Origin of the sequence: Pseudactinotalea terrae (assembly GCF_009733845.1) — a bacterium.
In the GTDB taxonomy this organism is placed as follows: Bacteria; Actinomycetota; Actinomycetes; order Actinomycetales; family Beutenbergiaceae; genus Pseudactinotalea; species Pseudactinotalea terrae.
In genome coordinates this window covers 980,956-998,672 of the sequence record NZ_WNXZ01000001.1, presented here as the reverse complement: position 1 = coordinate 998,672, position 17,717 = coordinate 980,956, and the positions used below count along the sequence as shown (strand labels likewise).

Annotated in this window: 15 protein-coding genes; 14 read left to right on the top strand and 1 reads right to left on the bottom strand. The window is 71.5% G+C overall.

What is annotated here, in order from left to right:
* Positions 1-159: 159 nt before the first annotated feature.
* From GPA03_RS04575 to hisF, 12 genes are all read left to right on the top strand, one after another.
* Positions 160-2,154, top strand: a complete 1,995-nt coding sequence (locus GPA03_RS04575; protein ID WP_156250769.1) for an eCIS core domain-containing protein — start codon at positions 160-162, stop codon at positions 2,152-2,154.
* A 65-nt stretch (positions 2,155-2,219) separates the two neighbouring features.
* Positions 2,220-2,924, top strand: a complete 705-nt coding sequence (locus GPA03_RS04570; protein WP_241681089.1) for an HAD family hydrolase — start codon at positions 2,220-2,222, stop codon at positions 2,922-2,924.
* Positions 2,917-4,014, top strand: coding sequence for a site-2 protease family protein (locus tag GPA03_RS04565; protein ID WP_156250768.1), 1,098 nt, complete (start codon positions 2,917-2,919; stop codon positions 4,012-4,014). Before GPA03_RS04570 ends, GPA03_RS04565 begins: the two co-directional genes overlap by 8 nt.
* Before the next feature lie 150 nt (positions 4,015-4,164).
* Positions 4,165-5,190 carry a tRNA (adenine-N1)-methyltransferase gene (locus tag GPA03_RS04560; RefSeq protein WP_194239502.1) on the top strand — a complete coding sequence of 342 codons (1,026 nt, stop codon included), beginning with the start codon at positions 4,165-4,167 and terminating at the stop codon, positions 5,188-5,190.
* A gap of 15 nt (positions 5,191-5,205) precedes the next feature.
* Positions 5,206-6,882 carry a proteasome ATPase gene (gene arc, locus GPA03_RS04555; protein ID WP_156250766.1) on the top strand — a complete coding sequence of 559 codons (1,677 nt, stop codon included), beginning with the start codon at positions 5,206-5,208 and terminating at the stop codon, positions 6,880-6,882.
* A gap of 111 nt (positions 6,883-6,993) precedes the next feature.
* Complete coding sequence (gene dop / locus GPA03_RS04550; RefSeq protein WP_156250765.1) at positions 6,994-8,598, top strand: depupylase/deamidase Dop; 1,605 nt, start codon at positions 6,994-6,996, stop codon at positions 8,596-8,598.
* Positions 8,599-8,634: 36 nt separating this feature from the next.
* Positions 8,635-8,826: a ubiquitin-like protein Pup gene (locus GPA03_RS04545; RefSeq protein ID WP_156250764.1), complete on the top strand. Its 192-nt coding sequence runs from the start codon at positions 8,635-8,637 to the stop codon at positions 8,824-8,826.
* A complete protein-coding gene (prcB, locus tag GPA03_RS04540; RefSeq protein ID WP_156250763.1) occupies positions 8,823-9,662 on the top strand; it encodes a proteasome subunit beta in 840 nt (279 codons plus the stop codon). Before GPA03_RS04545 ends, prcB begins: the two co-directional genes overlap by 4 nt.
* The gene (gene prcA, locus GPA03_RS04535) at positions 9,659-10,357 is read left to right on the top strand and encodes a proteasome subunit alpha (protein ID WP_156250762.1); all 699 of its coding nucleotides are present in this window, start codon (positions 9,659-9,661) and stop codon (positions 10,355-10,357) included. Before prcB ends, prcA begins: the two co-directional genes overlap by 4 nt.
* Entirely contained in the window at positions 10,354-11,763 is a 1,410-nt protein-coding gene (gene pafA / locus GPA03_RS04530; RefSeq protein ID WP_156250761.1) for a Pup--protein ligase, read from the top strand. Before prcA ends, pafA begins: the two co-directional genes overlap by 4 nt.
* Positions 11,764-11,806: 43 nt before the next feature.
* Positions 11,807-12,706 carry an FKBP-type peptidyl-prolyl cis-trans isomerase gene (locus tag GPA03_RS04525; protein WP_156250760.1) on the top strand — a complete coding sequence of 300 codons (900 nt, stop codon included), beginning with the start codon at positions 11,807-11,809 and terminating at the stop codon, positions 12,704-12,706.
* Positions 12,703-13,476 carry an imidazole glycerol phosphate synthase subunit HisF gene (gene hisF / locus GPA03_RS04520; RefSeq protein ID WP_156250759.1) on the top strand — a complete coding sequence of 258 codons (774 nt, stop codon included), beginning with the start codon at positions 12,703-12,705 and terminating at the stop codon, positions 13,474-13,476. Before GPA03_RS04525 ends, hisF begins: the two co-directional genes overlap by 4 nt.
* Here the strand turns inward: hisF and GPA03_RS04515 are convergent.
* Positions 13,469-14,095 (bottom strand): TIGR03085 family metal-binding protein, encoded by a 627-nt coding sequence (locus tag GPA03_RS04515; protein ID WP_162458254.1) that lies wholly within the window; start codon positions 14,093-14,095, stop codon positions 13,469-13,471. The two genes, hisF and GPA03_RS04515, sit on opposite strands and share 8 nt — an antisense overlap.
* A gap of 25 nt (positions 14,096-14,120) precedes the next feature.
* On the opposite strand from GPA03_RS04515, the gene GPA03_RS04510 reads away from it, so the two are divergent.
* A complete protein-coding gene (locus GPA03_RS04510; protein WP_241681088.1) occupies positions 14,121-15,911 on the top strand; it encodes an ABC transporter ATP-binding protein in 1,791 nt (596 codons plus the stop codon).
* The gene (locus GPA03_RS04505) at positions 15,908-17,680 is read left to right on the top strand and encodes an ABC transporter ATP-binding protein (protein ID WP_156250756.1); all 1,773 of its coding nucleotides are present in this window, start codon (positions 15,908-15,910) and stop codon (positions 17,678-17,680) included. The genes GPA03_RS04510 and GPA03_RS04505 overlap by 4 nt, the downstream gene beginning before the upstream one ends.
* The last annotated feature ends 37 nt before the right edge of the window (positions 17,681-17,717 follow it).

The window sequence follows — 17,717 nt, the reverse complement described above, 5'->3', positions numbered from 1 at the left end:
CAGACTAGAACGTACGAAAGCGAGCCGAGAATCGGGGCGCTGCGGGGGAGACTGCCGGGCCGGCGGCCACAAGTCCGTAGCGACTACCGATGTGAGCCTGCGCGAGGCCCGACATCCTGTCTGGTGCGCGACCGACCAGCGCCGCGCTGCGGAGATCTCATGACTTCAGCTGCTCGCCGGGCCCGGGGGGCGACCGACCGTGGGCCGTCCACCGCCGCGCCGGCTGCGACCCGCGCGCTGAGCGCGCCGCGCGGCACCCTGCCGCTGGCAGGGATCGCCGTCACGTCCCGCAGCAACGCCGAGGCCGGCTCGGTCGACCAGACGGAGCGGGTGCGCGGCGGTCACCGGCATACGCCCGGCTGCGGGCACCTGCGTGAGGCGCCCGCAGCCGGGCTGCCACATCCGCGAGACGATCACGCGCGCCCACGGCGCTCCGTCGTCCAGCTGAGAGCACTGGTGGGCGCCGTCGACGACCCGGCCGAGGTCGAGGCGGAACGCGTCGCCCACGCGGTGGTCGCGATCGGCAGCCGTGCCGATGTGGTGCCGACACCGCGCCTGCGACCACTCGCGCAGAGCATCCATACGCTCCGGCGCGTCCCTTCCGACGACGAGCGGATCGGGTTCGCCGGAGGTCGGCTCGGCACCACCGCGCAGGCAACGTTGACCGCGAGCGCCGGGTCCGGCTCACCGATCCCGCTCGAAGCCAAGGAGAGGCTCGAGGACGCCTTCGATGCCGATTTCTCTGGCGTGCGTCTGCACGCCGACGGCACCGCGGCGGCGCTGAACCGCACGATGGGTGCCTCGGCCTTCACCTACGGCCGCGACATCTACTTCCGTGACGGTCTCCCGGACACCGGCTCGGGCCCCGGTCTGCATCTGCTCGCGCACGAGCTGACCCACACGTTGCAGCAGGGCGCCGTGCGACGCCGCACGGATCCGCCGACAGCCGAGGCAGGCGAGGCGCCCGTCGTCCGCCGGTTCGTGCGGGTCGTCGACCGGAGCGGCGGTTCCGAGGACCTGCTTGCCGTGCTCGGGCGGTTCGGGGTGCGGTCGAACGCGGACAAGCGCCGCTGGTACACATCGTCGATCTCGAAGAACAGGCTGCGCGGCCGTTACGGCTACGACCGGTTCGCCGGCTTCTTGTCGCCCTACAACGACATGGCCGTCCACGTCTCGTCAGGGCTCGATGCGCTGACGTTCGACGAGCTCAACGGCGCGGTCGCCAGTCCGATCAACACCCGGCTGCTCTCGATCGGCCTCGACCGTGGTCACTCGAGCATCGGCCGCATCACGTTGATGAGCCGCACGAGCTTTCCCGCGGCGGTGAAGGCGAGCTTCGACAAGGCGAGAGCGATCCGCACGATCGGAGCCGAGGGCGGGCCCACTCTCGCGCCCCGCGACGTCCATCTCCGTCATCTCGTGATGGGCTCCTGGTTCCGGGCCCTGCCCGCCATGATCGGTGAGGCCGAGCTGGACGACGCCGCGCGCGAGCGCATCGGCAAGCGTGTCGCCGCCCTGGTGCCGCGCGTAGCGCCGCTGGCGGGCGAGCCGAGCGCGGCGTCGTCGAACGACCTCGGCAGCGACTCACAGCTGTTGGCGGTGCTGCTCCACAACCTGCTGCCGAACCTCAACGCCGGCGAGGGGCCCGAGAACGTTCTCATCGGTTTCATGTCGCACGGCCTCAGCAACCTCGCCGAGGACATCCGCACCAGCGGCACGGCGATCCAGCGAGAAGATGCGGCCTCGCTGATAGGGGAGGCCGTGGACAGGGTCACCCTGGTGGGGCAGGAGCACCGCGACGCCTTCGTGACCCAGGTCGCGCCGGCCGCCTCGTTCCTCGCCGTCCTCGCCGAGTACGTCTCCGACGACATCGACCTCGTCGAGCCCGACCAGCTCAGCGCGGCCCTGCACGAGTTCGCCTACAACCTCGGCATGGACCTGCTCAAGCGCGAGGAGGGTCGAGCCACGTCGATGCAGAGCGTCTCCCTGCTGCAGGCGCAGCAGGCGCTGCTGCCGGTCGGGGACGCCCTCTACAGCATGATCCGGGTCGCTCAGCTCGGGAAGCTCGACGCGACGCAGATCGACAAGCTCCTCAACGCGATCGAGCACGCCACCACGCTGTTCGAGCAGGCACTGCAGCGGACGACTCCATGACCGTGCCGCAGCGGCCCGGCCCTCCCTGGACCTCGGATGCCGACAATCCCCGATAGCCTCGGGCGGTGCATGGTGATTCGTCAGGTCCGCCCCGCCAGCTTGCTGCCGTCCTCTGGGACATGGACGGCACGCTCGTCGACTCCGAGCCCTACTGGTTGGCCGCGGAGAGGGAGCTGGTCACCTCCGCGGGAGCGACCTGGAACCCCGCCATCCTGCCGCTGATGATCGGGCAGTCGCTCGAGCACAGCGCCCAGCTGTTGCAGGAGTGGTTCGGGATCACGTTGGGTGTGCAGGAGATCGTCGACACGCTCATCGACGCGGTGATCGGACGCATGGACACCCAGGGTGTGCCGTGGCGACCCGGTGCCCGCGAGCTGCTGCTCGAGCTCGAGCAGGCCGGCGTCCCGTGCGCGCTGGTGACGATGTCCTGGAAGCGCATGGTCGACGTCGTCCTTGACCAGCTTCCGGACGGGATCTTCGACGTCGTCGTCACGGGCGACGCCGTCACCCGCGGCAAGCCGCACCCCGAGCCCTACCTCACCGGGGCGGCGAACCTCGGCGTCGACATCGCTCGCTGCGTCGCGATCGAGGACTCGACCCCGGGCGTCGCGTCGGCGGAGGCGGCAGGGGCACGCGTGCTCGCGGTCGAGGCGCACGTGCCGCTGCCCGCCGCACCGGGGCGCAGCCGGATGACCACGCTCGAGGGCATCGGCCTCGACGAGCTCGAGCGCATCGCCGCCGGCACGGTCATGGACCTCATCGGTGCGTAGCCCCGGGCTGCGGATCGGGAAGATCCGCGGCGTCCCGATCTACCTGACGCCCGGGTGGGCGCTCATCACGATCGTGCTCCTGGTGATCTTCACGCCCACCGTCGCGCGCGCGCTCGGGCTCGACCTCGTCCCCGCCGCGCTCGTCGCCCTCGGCATCCCGCTGCTGCTCGCTGCCAGCGTGCTCGCCCACGAGCTCGCGCACGGGCTCACCGCCCAGCGGCTCGGCATCCCGGTCCGCGAGTACGTGCTCTCCCTCTGGGGCGGTCACACCTCCTTCCACGACGAGATCGGGCGCCCCGGCGCCTCGGCGCTCGTGGCCGCCGTCGGGCCGCTGACCAACGGCGTGCTCGCGCTGGTGTTCACCGCCTCGGCGTCCGCGGTGACCTCACCCGCGGCCGCGCTCGTGCTCTCGGCCGTGGCCTACACGAACATCTTCGTCGCTGTCTTCAACGCCGTCCCCGCGCTGCCCATGGACGGCGGCCGGCTCCTCGAGGCGCTCGTCTGGCGTGTCAGCGCCGACCGTGACCTCGGCACGCTCGTCGCCGCCCGGGTGGGTCAGGGGGTCGCGGTCCTGGTCGCGCTCGTCAGCATCTACCTCGGCGCGCTCCGGGACGGCCAGAACTGGTTCACCCTGATCTGGGGCCTGATGATCGCCTCGGTGCTCTGGCAGGGCGCCGTCGGCGCCGCCCGGGTCGCGACCGCCCGCCGCGCCACCCGCGACGTCGATCTCGGCGCCTGGGCGGTCCCTGTGACCGTCCTCGACCAGCTCGCCCCGATCACCTCCCTCCGCGGGGTCGACGGCGGTACCGCGGTCCTGCTCGCGGGTCCCGATGGCCGGCCGGTCGCCTGGGTGCAGCCCGCCGCCGTGCAGGCGGTGCCGCAGGACGCGATCGCGACCACACCGCTCTCTGCGGTGGCCACGGCGCTGCCGCCCGAGGCGCTGCTGCTCACCCACACCGGCTCGGCCGCGGTCGCGCAGCTCGCGCGTGCGGCACGGGCCGGGGCGCGGTTCGTCGTGCTGGTCGGGCTCGACGGACGTGCGCTCGGCGCGGTCGACATCGTCGAGGCCAGCCGTCGCCTGCCCCGCTGAGGCGGGACGTTTTCCACGCTCGATGCCCTCGCGGGGCCGCCGCAAGCGATGGCGACGCGATCGAGCGTGCGATTCGTGCCACCTGGCAGGTCGCCGAACCCTCCGCTCCTAGACTGGCGCCCCGTGACTACTGCCCCCATCGGTGCCCAGATGCGCCGCGGCCCGTTCCGTGCCGGCGAGCGCGTCCAGCTCACCGACCCCAAGGGGCGGCCCACCACGCTGACCCTCGCCGCCGGCAAGGACTTCCACACGCACAAGGGCTCCTTCGCCCATGACCAGCTGATCGGTGCTCCGGAAGGCACCGTCGTCACCACGACCGGCGGTGTCGAGTACCTCGCCCTGCGGCCGCTGCTGGCCGACTACGTGCTCTCGATGCCGCGCGGCGCGGCGGTCATCTACCCCAAGGATGCCGCGCAGATCGTCACACAGGCGGACATCTACCCCGGTGCCCGGGTGGTCGAGGCCGGCGTCGGCTCGGGTGCGCTGACGCTGTCGCTGCTGCGCGCGGTCGGCGAGGGCGGGTCGCTGCTGAGCATCGAGCGGCGCGAGGACTTCGCCGAGATCGCCCGCGGCAACGTCGAGACGTTCTTCGGCGGTCCGCACCCCGCCTGGGAGCTCCGCACCGGCGACCTCCAGGACGTGCTGCCCGCGGCCCTGGCCGGCGGGACGATGGCACCCGGGTCGGTCGACCGCGTGGTCCTCGACATGCTCGCGCCCTGGGAGTGCTTCGAGGCCGTCGAGAGCGCACTCGCGCCCGGTGGCGTGCTGCTGGCCTACCTCGCGACCACCACACAGCTGTCCCGGTTCGCCGAGGACGCCAAGAACCGTGGCTGCTGGACCGAGCCGGTCGCGTGGGAGTCGATGGTCCGCGGCTGGCACCTCGAGGGGCTGTCGGTGCGACCCGACCACCGCATGGTGGCGCACACCGGGTTCTTGGTGACCACCCGCAAGATGGCGCCGGGTGTCACCGCGCCGATCCGCAGGCGCCGGCCCGCCCCAGGTGCCTACAGCGAACCGGTCAACGACTTCGAGACGGCTGATCTCGCGGCCGACGTCGGCGAGCGAGCCGTCTCGGCCAAGAAGGTCCGGCGGGTGCTGCGGGGGCATGAGGCCGACCGTGCGCGGCGCGCCGAGGCCACCGACGGCGAGACGCCCGCGCCGCCCCAGCCAGACTGACCTATCGTTGATGGCATGAGTGAGCAGGTCCCAGGCAGGGTCGGTGGCACCCCCCGCGATGCGGAGAAGCGCGTCGTGGACCTCTCGGCGAAGAACGAGCGCCTGGTCGCGGCGCTGACCGCAGCTCGCACCCAGCTCGTCGAGCTGCGGGCGCAGCTCGAGGAGATGACTCGTCCGCCGGGCTCGTACGCCGTCTTCGTGCGCGCGCACCAGGACCGCTCGATCGACGTGATGTCCTCGGGCCGCAAGCTGCGCGTCGGGGTGTCGCCGAGCGTCGAGATCGACGACCTGCGCCCGGGCCAGGAGGTCCAGCTCAACGAGGCGATGACCGTCGTCTCCGCGGGCACCTACGAGCCGGTCGGCGAGCTCGTGACCGTCAAGGAGGTGCTCGACCCCGACCGGGTGCTCGCGGTCGGGCGCGCCGACGAGGAGCGGGTGCTGCGGCTCTCCGGACCGCTGGCGCAGACCGGTGTCCGGGTGGGCGACGCGCTCACGGTCGACACCCGCACCGGATTCACCTTCGAGCGGATCCCGCGCTCCGACGTCGAGGACCTCATGCTCGAGGAGGTGCCCGACGTCGACTACTCCGACATCGGTGGCCTCGCCGCGCAGATCGAGCAGATCCGCGACGCCGTCGAGCTGCCGTTCCTGCACCCCGACCTGTTCCGCGAGCACGGCCTCAAGCCCCCGAAGGGGCTGCTGCTGTACGGGCCGCCCGGCTGCGGCAAGACGCTGATCGCGAAGGCGGTCGCGACGTCGCTCGCGGCGACCGCGCTCGCCAAGCGCGCCGAGGAGGAGGGGCAGAGCGTCGAGCCCGACGCTACCGGCAGGCCGAAGAGCTACTTCCTCAACATCAAGGGCCCCGAGCTGCTCAACAAGTTCGTGGGCGAGACCGAGCGGCACATCCGACTGATCTTCTCGCGCGCTCGCGAGAAAGCCTCCCAGGGCATCCCGGTGGTCGTGTTCTTCGACGAGATGGAGTCGCTCTTCCGCACCCGCGGCACCGGCGTGAGCTCCGACGTCGAGACCACGATCGTGCCTCAGCTGCTGAGCGAGATCGACGGCGTCGAGCGCCTCGAGAACGTCATCGTCATCGGCGCCTCCAACCGGGAGGACATGATCGACCCGGCGATCCTGCGCCCCGGCCGGCTCGACGTGAAGATCAAGATCGAGCGCCCTGACGCCGAGGCTGCCCGCGACATCTTCGCCAAGTACCTCACCGACGACCTCCCGATCCACCCGGACGACCTCGCCGAGCACGACGGCGACGCCGGTGCCGCTGTCGAGGCCATGATCGAGCGCGTGGTCGGGCGGATGTACGCCGAGGACGCCGAGAACCAGTTCCTCGAGGTCACCTACGCCAGCGGCGACAAGGAGATCCTGTACTTCAAGGACTTCAGCTCCGGCGCGATGATCGCGAATATCGTGGACCGCGCCAAGAAGAACGCGATCAAGGACCTGCTGGCCACCGGGGTGCGCGGCATCCGGGTCGAGCACATGCTCGACGCGTGCCTCGCGGAGTTCCACGAGAACGAGGACCTGCCCAACACCACCAACCCCGACGACTGGGCGCGCGTGTCCGGCAAGAAGGGCGAGCGGATCGTGTTCATCCGCACGATCGTGCAGCACAAGGGCGCCGCGGAGGCGGGTCGGACGATCGAGAACGTCTCCCAGACCGGTCAGTACCTGTAGCGACGCGCTTCGGGGTCGTTCGGGTCCACCGGGCGGACCGCCGTCACCCCAGAGCGCTTTCCCGCGGGCTGCGTGCGGACCTCGACCGGGTGCGCACCTAGGGTTGAGCCCGTGACTGTGCGACGCATCATGGGCATCGAGACGGAGTACGGGATCCTCGGGGTCCGCGACCCCGGCGCCAACCCGATGCTGCTGAGCGCTCAGGTGGTCACGGCGTATGCGAACGAGGGCATCTCGGGCGGGGCACGCGCACGCTGGGACTACGCCGACGAGGACCCGTTGCGCGACGCGCGCGGCTGGCGCGTCGACCGTTCTGCGGCGCACCCGAGCCAGCTCACCGACGACGAGGCGAACCCCGCCCCGGACGGCGACTGGGGCGTCACGCACCGACGTCGCCCGGCGCCGGAGCTCGAGCAGGGCGTCGTGTCCAACGTGATCCTGCCCAACGGGGCACGGTTCTACGTGGACCACGCTCACCCCGAGTACTCCGGGCCCGAGGTCACCAACCCGCGCGACGCCGTGCTCTGGGACCGGGCAGGTGACGAGATCCTGCTGCGCTCCTCCCGGTTGCTCGCACAGATCCCCGGGATGCCCGAGGTCGCGCTGTACAAGAACAACACCGACGGCAAGGGCGCCAGCTACGGCACCCACGAGAACTACCTGATGGACCGTGAGGTGCCGTTCGGGGACATCGTGACGATGCTGACCTCCTTCCTGGTCACCAGGCCGGTGTTCGCGGGCGCCGGGAGGGTCGGGCTCGGCCAGCGCGGGGAACGGCCCGGGTTCCAGATCACCCAGCGCGCCGACTACCTCGAGGCCGAGGTGGGGCTGGAGACCACCCTGCGCCGGCCGATCATCAACACCCGCGACGAGCCGCACGCCGACTCCGAGCGGTTCCGGCGGCTGCACGTGATCGTCGGTGACGCGAACCTGCTCGAGGTGGCCACCTACCTCAAGGTCGGGACGACGTCGCTGGTGCTGTGGCTGCTGGAGCACGGGGGAGTGCCGCTCGAGATCGCCGCGCTCGCGCTGGCCGATCCGGTCGGCGCGGCGCACCGGGTCAGTCACGACCTGTCGCTGTCGGAGCCGTTGGACCTGGCCGACGGCCGCACGATGACCGCGCTGCAGATCCAGCGCGGCTACGCCGAGGCCGTGGCGGCGGCGCTCGAGGAGGGGGCCGCCCAGGGCGAGGCTCCCGATCCGGCGACCGCCGACGTCGTCCATCGATGGCTCGACCTGCTGGACCGGCTGGCCACCGACCCCTCGGGCTGCGCGCGAGAGGTCGAGTGGCTCGCCAAGCTCCGCGTGCTCGAGGGCATGCGGCGGCGCGACCAGATCGGCTGGGACCACCCGCGGCTCGCCGCGCTCGACCTGCAATGGTCCGACCTGCGCCCCGAGCGCAGCGTCTACAGCAAGCTCGCCGCGGCTGGCGCGGTGGAGGTCCTCGTGAGCCAGGAGGAGGTGGAGCGGGCGATCGCGCACGCGCCCACCGACACCCGCGCCTACTTCCGTGGCGAGTGCATCCGCCGCTACCCGGGGGCGATCGCCTCGGCGAACTGGGACGCGGTCGTGTTCGACGTCGCGGAGGCACGTCACCTGCAGCGCGTGCCGATGCCCGACCCGCACCGGGGCACGCAGCAGCACGTGGGAGCGCTGCTCGACTCCCACACGGACCCGGGGTCGCTGCTGGCCGCGTTGACCGGGCCGTCCACGTAGGATCGAGTCCAGCGCAGCACACCAGAAGGAGTCACTGTGTCGTCGCAGCAGTTCGAGAACCGCCAGAACCCCGATCCGCCGGACGACGAGACCCCACCGCCGCCCCCGGCATCCTCCGCTGCGGCGAGCGACACGGAGGTCGACTCGTTGCTCGCCGAGATCGACGACGTGCTGGAGACGAACGCCGAGACCTTCGTGCGCGGCTTCGTCCAGAAGGGCGGACAGTGAGCCTCGAGTCCGGTGGCCGGCTCCCGGCAGCGTTCACGACCCCTGGCAGCGCCTCGTTCACCGAGTTCCTCGCCTCCTACGCCCCCGATCTGCTCCCCGGGCGCCGCCATGACCTGGTGGGCAGCGAGAGCCTGGCGCACGTGAGCCCGCACGCGACCACGATCGTCGCGCTCACCTACGCCGACGGGATCATCATGGCCGGCGACCGCCGCGCGACCATGGGCAACCAGATCGCGCACCGTCAGATGGAGAAGGTGTTCCCTGCGGACGACTTCTCCGCGATCGGCATCGCCGGCACGGCGGGGCTCGCCGTCGAGCTGGTGCGGCTGTTCCAGCTCGAGCTCGAGCACTTCGAGAAGATCGAGGGCTCCCGGCTCTCGCTGGAGGGCAAGGCGAACCGGCTCGCCACCATGGTCCGGTCCAACCTGAGCCTGGCGATCCAGGGGCTCGCCGCGGTGCCGTTGTTCGGCGGGTTCGACCAGCAACGGGAGATCGGCCGGATCTTCTCCTACGACGTCGTCGGCGGCCGGTACGAGGAGCAGGACCACCACAGCGTGGGGTCCGGCTCGGTGTTCGCACGCGGCTCGCTCAAGAAGCTCTGGAGCCACGGGCTCGACGCCGAGGAGGCGGTCCAGGTCGCGCTGCACGCTCTCGTGGATGCCGCCGACGAGGACTCCGCCACCGGCGGACCGGATGCCATCCGCGGCATCTACCCCATCGTCGCTCGCGTCGACGCCCAGGGCTACGAGAGCATCAGCCAGGACGACCTCGCGCGCCACACCGAGGCGATCGCCGCGCGCCGCCACGCCAGCCCCGAGCGCGGAGGTGCATCATGACGCAGTCGTTCTACGTCTCGCCCGAACAGCTGATGAAGGACCGGGCGGACTTCGCACGCAAGGGGATCGCCCGCGGCCGCTCCGTCGTCGTGCTCGGCTATGACGGCGGGATCGCCTTCGCCACCGAGAACCCCTCGCGGGCGCTGCACAAGGTCAGCGAGATCTACGACCGGATCGCGTTCGCCGCGGTCGGCAAGTACAACGAGTTCGAGAACCTGCGCGTCGCCGGCGTGCGGTACGCCGACATGCGCGGCTACTCCTACGACCGCATCGACGTCACCGCGCGCGGGCTCGCCAACGCCTACGCGCAGACCCTCGGAGCGGTGTTCACCACCGAGTCCAAGCCGCTCGAGGTCGAGCTCGCCGTGACCGAGGTCGGGGTCACGCAGGAGCAGGACCAGATCTACCGGCTCTCCTACGACGGGTCTGTCACCGACGAGCCCGGCCGCGTCGTGATGGGCGGTGACGCCGAGCGGCTCGGCGCGCTCGTCGAGGCGGCGTGGCGCCCCGGGCTCACGCTCGAGGAGGCGATGCAGCTCGCCGTCCGGACGCTGGGAACGGCCGAGGACGGTGCCGTCCGCGAGATCGTCCCGACGGCGCTCGAGGCCGCGGTCCTCGACCGCACCCGGACCCGGCGCGCGTTCCGGCGGCTCGACGGCGACGACCTCGCCGCGCTGCTGGCGGCCGGCGGGTGATCCGCCGCATCTTCGGGCTCGAGACCGAGTTCGGGGTGACCTGCGCGGCACCGCAGGGGCGGGGACTCTCCGCCGAGGAGGTCGCGCGCTACCTGTTCCGCAAGGTCGTGGCCTGGGGGCGGTCGAGCAACGTATTCCTCGCGAACGGCTCGCGCCTGTACCTCGACGTCGGGTCGCATCCGGAGTACGCCACCGCCGAGTGCGACGACCTGCAGCAGCTGGTGGCTCACGACAAGGCGGGGGAGCGGATCCTGCAGGGCCTGGTGACCGATGCGCAGGCTCGCCTGGCCGCCGACGGCGTCGAGGGGAAGATCCACCTCTTCAAGAACAACCTCGACTCGGCCGGCAACTCCTACGGCTGTCACGAGAACTACCTGATCCGGCGCCGCAGCGACTTTGCTCGCACGGCCGAGGTGCTGGTGCCGTTCCTCATCACGAGGCAGATCCTCACCGGCGCCGGCCACGTCCTGGTGACCTCACGCGGCCCGCTGTACACCTTCAGCCAGCGCGCCGACCACCTGTGGGAGGCGACCAGCTCGGCCACCACCCGGTCGCGCCCGATCATCAACACGCGCGACGAGCCGCACGCCGACGCCGAGGAGTACCGGCGCCTGCACGTGATCTCGGGCGACTCCTCGATGTCGCAGACCACCACGATGCTCAAGGTCGGCATGACCGACCTGGTGCTGCGGATGCTCGAGGCCGGTGCGACGTTCCGTGACTACTCGCTGGAGAACCCGGTCCGGGCGATCCGTGAGATCAGCCACGACCTCACCGGGACCGCCGCTGTGCCCCTCGCACGGGGCGAGCGGATGAGCGCGCTGCAGATGCAGGGCGCCTACCTGGAGAAGGCACGGGACTTCGTGGAGCAGGCCGACGAGCGCGGTCCGCACGACGCCTGGGTGCTCGACCTGTGGGAGCGCGGCCTGACCGCGCTCGCCTCGGGCGATCTCACCGCCGTCGAGACCGAGCTGGACTGGGTGATCAAGAAGCGCCTGATCGACCGCTACCGCGCGAGAGGCGACGTGCCGCTCTCGGACGCCCGGATCCAGCGCCTCGACCTCGCCTACCACGACATCTCGCCGACCGAGGGTCTGTTCGCACGGCTGCAGGAGCGTGGCCTCGCCGCGACCGTGGTCGACGAGCAGACCATCACCACCGCCACGGACCAGCCGCCGCAGACCACCCGGGCACGGCTGCGTGGCGACTTCGTCCGCGCCGCGACCGCCCGCAGGCGCGACTTCACGGTCGACTGGGTGCACCTCAAGGTCAACGACCAGGCTGGTCGCACGGTGCTCTGCAAGGACCCGTTCCGCAGCGTCGACCCGCGTGTGGAGCGCCTGATCGCCGGGCTCGACTCCGGTGAGTCGAGCGACGTCGTCAGCGACCCGATCCTGGGCCTGTAGGGCTGTCCCAGGCCCTCATCTGCGCACCTTAGAATCCGAGACCATGCCCGTCACGTCCCCGCGCACCCCGCTGCGCGCTCTCGTGACGGTGCTGACCGTGATCGTGCTCGCCCTGCTCGCCGGCTGCCGTCAGGAGCCCGAGCCGCCGCCGGACCCGAACGCCGGCATCGAGGTCGCCGGCGAGGTCGGGCGTCGCCCGCTCGTGACGCTCGAGACGCCGCTGAAGATCGAGAAGATCGTCACGACCACGCTGATCCCGGGGGAGGGCGCCGAGCTCGCCGACGGCGACGCCGTCATGCTGGCCTACATCGCCTTCGACGCCGTCACGGGCGAGGTGGTCGAGGACTCCTACGGCTCCGAGCCGCGCATCCTGCAGCTGACCGAGGACGAGGCCGGCCCGCTCTACGACGAGCTGCTCGGCCGTACCGAGGGCAGCCGGCTGCTGCGCCTGGAGCCCGGTTCGATGACCGTGCCCGACCCGGTCGTGATCGTGTACGACATCCTGCCCACCCAGGCGGTCGGCACCCCGCTCGAGGTCCCCGAGACGCTGCCGCAGGTCGCTGTCGCCGACGACGGCACCCCCACGATCACGCTGCCCGAGGGCGCCCCGCCGAACTCGTTGACGATCGCCCAGCTGATCCGCGGTGACGGGCCGCAGGTGCAGGCGGGCGAGTCGGTGACCGTGCGGTACGTGCAGATGGCCTGGTCGACCGGTGAGGTGCTCGACAGCACGTGGGGTCCCGGCACGTTGCCGGTGACCATCCCGCTCGTCGACCGCATCCCCGGGCTGCAGGACGGCCTCGTCGACGCGGCCGTGGGCTCCCGCGTGCTGCTCGTGGTGCCGCCCGCGCAGGCCGACGGCACCGACACCGTGGTGTTCGTCGTCGACGTGCTCGCGGTCACCTCGCAGTCCGACGTCAGCGGAGAAGGATCGGGTTCATGACCGTCGCCATCAGAGTGATCCCCTGCCTGGACGTCGACGGCGGTCGCGTCGTCAAGGGCGTGAACTTCGAGAACCTCACCGATGCCGGCGACCCGGTCGAGCTCGCTCACCGGTACGACTCCGAGGGCGCCGACGAGCTGACTTTCCTCGACATCAGCGCCTCCACCGACGGCCGCGCCACCACGCTCGAGGTGGTGGGCCGCACCGCCGAGGAGGTGTTCGTGCCGTTGACCGTGGGCGGCGGCGTCCGCTCCGACGAGGACGTCGCGATGCTGCTGCGCGCGGGCGCGGACAAGGTCGGCGTCAACACCGCCGCCGTCGCACGCCCTGAGATGATCGGCGAGATCAGTCAGCGGTTCGGATCCCAGGTGCTGGTGCTGTCGGTGGATGCGCGCCGGTGCCGGCCCGACGGCGAGACGACCCCGTCGGGCTACGAGGTCACCACCCACGGCGGTCGCCGGGGCACGGGCAAGGATGCGCTCGAGTGGGTCACCTACGCCGCCAGCCACGGCGTCGGGGAGATCCTGCTCAACTCGATCGACGCCGACGGCACCACCGCCGGTTTCGACCTGCCGATGATCGAGGCGGTCCGTGCCGCCGTCGACGTGCCGCTGATCGCGAGCGGTGGTGCCGGCACGGCGCAGCACTTCGTCGAGGCCGTGCAGGCGGGTGCTGACGCCGTGCTCGCCGCGAGCGTGTTCCACTTCGGGACGCTCACCGTCGCCCAGGTCAAGGACGAGATGCGCGCCGCGGGGATCGTCGTCAGATAAGCGCAGCCTCGAACGACGCCACGGCGCTCTCCGAGCCGAGCAGCTCCACATCGGCGGCGCGCCCGCGCCCCGACGTCAGCAGCGCGAGCTCGACCGGGGCGCCGATCACGGCCACGGAGTCGGTGCCCTTCTTCACCACGCGCCGCCGCCCGCCCGGGACACCGAGCACCACGCCGACCTCGAGCCTGCGCAGCGCCAGCTTCGAGAACTGCACGACGGAGTCGAAGAGCGCATCGGCGTGCTCGGCCGGCAACGTGCGTGCCGGCACGGGGCCGGCGCCACGCCGAACGTCCTCGTGGTGGATGACGTACTCGGTGGTGTTCGTCACGGGACCGAGCGGGCCGTCGGTCAGCGCCATCAGCGAGATCGGGGCCGGCGCCGCCGCGAACCGGCCCACGAGGTCTCGGTAGGCCACGGGATCCTTCGCCTGCTCCGCGAGCTCGGCGAACACGCTGTTCTCGTCCTGCTGCCATGAGCGCCACGGCCGGTGCCGCCGCAGGTACAGGTGCGCCGCCAGGTGCCGCACCTCCCAGCCCTCGCACAGCGTGGGGGCGAGCGGGTCCGCCGCCTCCAGCGTCGCCACGAGGTGCTGCCGTTCGACCAGGTCCCAACGCGTCATGCGACCCAGCCTAGGATGGTTGGTCGTGTACGCCCTGCCAGGTGGCGCCGTCCGCCGCTCGTTCCTTCTGCTTGGCAGAGGCATCAGGTCTCAGCCCAAGACCTTCACCCTCGCCATCGTCGCCAGCGCGGTCTGGGGGCTGTCCTTCGTGGCCGTGGGATGGCTGCTCGGTCGCCTGACCGACAGCGTCGTGGTCCCGGCGCTCGGGGGCGAGGACGTGGGTCGCGGAGCGATCATCGGGGCCGGTCTGCTGCTGCTCGGGCTGGCGGTCACCTCGGCGGTCACGGTCGCCGGCCGGCGCATCTGGGCGGGCATCGGCTCGATCGATGTGCAGGCGGGGCATCGCCGTCTCGTCACGCAGCAGTACCTGCGGCTGCCGATGTCGTGGCACCGCGCGCACCCCACGGGGCAGCTGCTCTCCAACGCGAACTCCGACGCCGAGAGCGCCGGCTACGTGTTCATGCCACTGCCGTTCGCGCTCGGCGTCATCGTGATGGTGATCGGAGCGTCGGTGGCGATGTTCGTCTCCGACGTCGTGCTCGGCTTCATCGGCGTCACGGTGCTGCCGCTCGTGCTCGTGGTCAACGCCGTCTACCGCCGCTGGATGACGCCGGCGATCACGCAGGTGCAGGCCGAGCGTGCGCGGGTCTCCGACGTCGCGCACGAGAGCTTCGAGGCCGCCACGATCGTCAAGTCGCTCGGCACCGAGCAGCTGGAGGAGGAGCGCTTCGCCGTCGCGGCCGATCAGCTGCGCGCCGCCAACGTGCGGGTCGGCAGGATCCGTTCGGTCTTCGACCCGGTCATCGACCTGATGCCCGCGCTCGCCACGCTTGCGGTGCTCGTCGTCGGCGTGTACCGGGTGGACGCCGGCCAGACCCAGACCGGCGCGGTGATCACGGCGTCGTACCTGCTGACGATCCTCACCTTCCCGGTCCGGGCGATCGGCTTCGTGCTCGGTGACCTGCCGCGCTCGCTCGTGGGCCACGAGCGCGTTGCCCGCGTGATCGACGCCCGCGGCTATCTCGAGCCCGGAGACGTGGACCTGCCCGGTTCGGGCGGCCTGCACCTGGAGGCCGAGGGCATCGGCCTGGAGGTCGGCCAGGGCCGTTCCGCCCGCCCGCTGCTCGACGACGTCAGCTTCGTGGTCCCGCCCGGTGGCACCCTCGCGGTCGTCGGAGCGACCGGCGCCGGGAAGTCGACCCTCGTCGACGTGCTGCTGCGCATGACCGACCCCACCGAGGGCGTGGTGCGCTACGACGGCGTCGACGTGCGCGCGCTCTCCGACGAGGCCCGAACGGGCGCCGCCGCCCTCGTGGCCCAGACGGCGTTCGTGTTCGAGGACACCGTGCGCGCGAACATCACCCTCGCCGACCACGACGACGTCACGATCACGGACGAGCAGGTCTGGGCCGCGCTCCGGCTGGCTCGCGCCGACGGCTTCGTCGAGGCGCTCCCCGGCGGGCTCGACGAGGTCGTGGGGGAACGCGGCACCTCGCTCTCCGGTGGTCAGCGGCAGCGCATCGCGATCGCACGTGCGCTGGTGCGCAACCCGAGACTCCTCGTGCTCGACGACGCGACCTCCGCCGTCGACCCGGAGGTGGAGCAGGCGATCCTGGCCAACCTGCGCGAGCAGGCCTGCACGGTGCTCGTCGTCGCCTACCGCACCGCCACGATCGCCCTGGCCGATCGGGTGCTGCACCTGGACGGCGGTCGCGTGATCGACGTCGGGACACACACCGAGCTGCTCGGTCGGGATGCCGGGTACGCCGAGATCGTCACCGCGTATGCGCGGGACCGCGAGGAGGCGGGTCGATGAGCACGCGCATCCAGGCGACCTCCGATCTCGGTGTCTTCGGCACGCTGCGCGAGGGCCTGCGCCTGTCGCCGGCCATCACGAAGGGGATCGGCGTCACGCTCGCGCTCGCCGTCGTCGCCACGATCGGCCGGCTCGTGGTGCCGTTCACGGTGCAGCAGGCCACCGACCGCGGCATCGTGGGCGACGCCGACCCCAGCCTGGTGGTGCAGATGTGCGGCATCGCCGCGGTCGTGCTGCTGATCACCGGGCTGGCGACCTCGTGGGTCAACGTGCGGCTGTTCACGGCCACCGAGGGCGGTCTCGCCCAGCTGCGGGTGCGGGCCTTCCGGCACGTCCACGACCTGTCGGTGCTCACCCAGAACACCGAGCGGCGCGGCTCGCTGGTCTCCCGTGTCACCAGCGACGTCGACACGATCTCGATGTTCGTGCAGTGGGGCGGGATCATGCTGATCCTGTCGATGCTGCAGATCGCCGGCGCGACCGTGGCGATGCTGTTCTACTCCTGGCAGCTCACCCTCCTCGTGTGGGTCGTGTTCCTGCCGATGCTGGTGCTCGCGCCCAAGGGTCAGCGGTTGCTCAACGAGGCGTACGGCAACGTCCGCGCCCGCGTCGGCGGCATGCTCGCTGCCATCTCCGAGGCCGTGGTGGGTGCGCAGACCATCCGCGCCTACGGCTCCGGGGACCGGGTGCTGCGGCGGATCCACGGGGCGATCAAGGGCCACCGGGACGCCGCCGTCAGGGCGCAGATGTTCGCCTCGGTCGCGTTCTCGACCGGCACGCTGCTGGCCGGCGTGGCGCTCGCCGCGGTCGTCACCCTCGGCACCTACCTCGGGCTCGTGGGCGAGATCAGCGTGGGCGGGCTGCTCGCGTTCCTGTTCCTCGTGCAGATCTTCACCGGTCCGGTGCAGTCCGCCACCGAGGTGCTCAACGAGATGCAGAACGCGGTGGCCGGGTGGCGGCGCGTGATCTCCGTGGTGCACACCCCTGTCGACGTCAAGGACCCCGAGGAGCCGATCGATCTGGGCCCGCGGCGCCCGGCATCGATCAGCTTCACGGACGTCGCGTTCGCCTACCCGGACGGGCCGCCCGTGCTGCAGGACGTGTTCCTCGAGATCCCCGCGGGCGCGCGGGTCGCGATCGTGGGCGAGACCGGTTCGGGCAAGACGACGCTCGCACGCCTGGTCACACGCTTCGCCGACCCGATCGTGGGCACGGTGGCGATCGACGGCGTCGACCTGTGCGACGTCGCTCTCGCCGACCTGCGTGGACGCGTGGTCGTGGTGCCTCAGGAGGGCTTCCTGTTCACCGGGACGATCGCGGACAACATCGGTTACGGGCGCCGCCCGGTCTCCCGCGAGCGCATCGAGGCCGCGGTCACCGAGCTGGGGCTGACCGACTGGGTCGCAACCCTTCCCGATGGCCTGGACTCCGACGTCGGGCAGCGCGGCGAGTCGCTCTCCGCGGGCGAGCGGCAGCTCGTGGCGATCAGCCGCGCCTACCTGGCCGATGCCGACGTGCTCGTCCTGGACGAGGCGACCTCCGCCGTCGACCCGGCCACCGAGTCCCGCATCAACAGGGCGCTGATCGGGCTGACCGCGGGCCGCACCTCGATCGCGATCGCCCACCGGCTGTCGACCGCCGAGGCCGCCGACCTCGTGGTGGTCGTCGATGCCGGCCGCATCGTCGAGGTCGGCTCGCACGAGGACCTCGTGGACCGTGGCGGCCGGTACGCGCGCCTGCACGCCTCCTGGGTGGTCCAGAGCGGCTGACGCCGCACGTATCACGCAGGCGGCGATCGGCTCCATC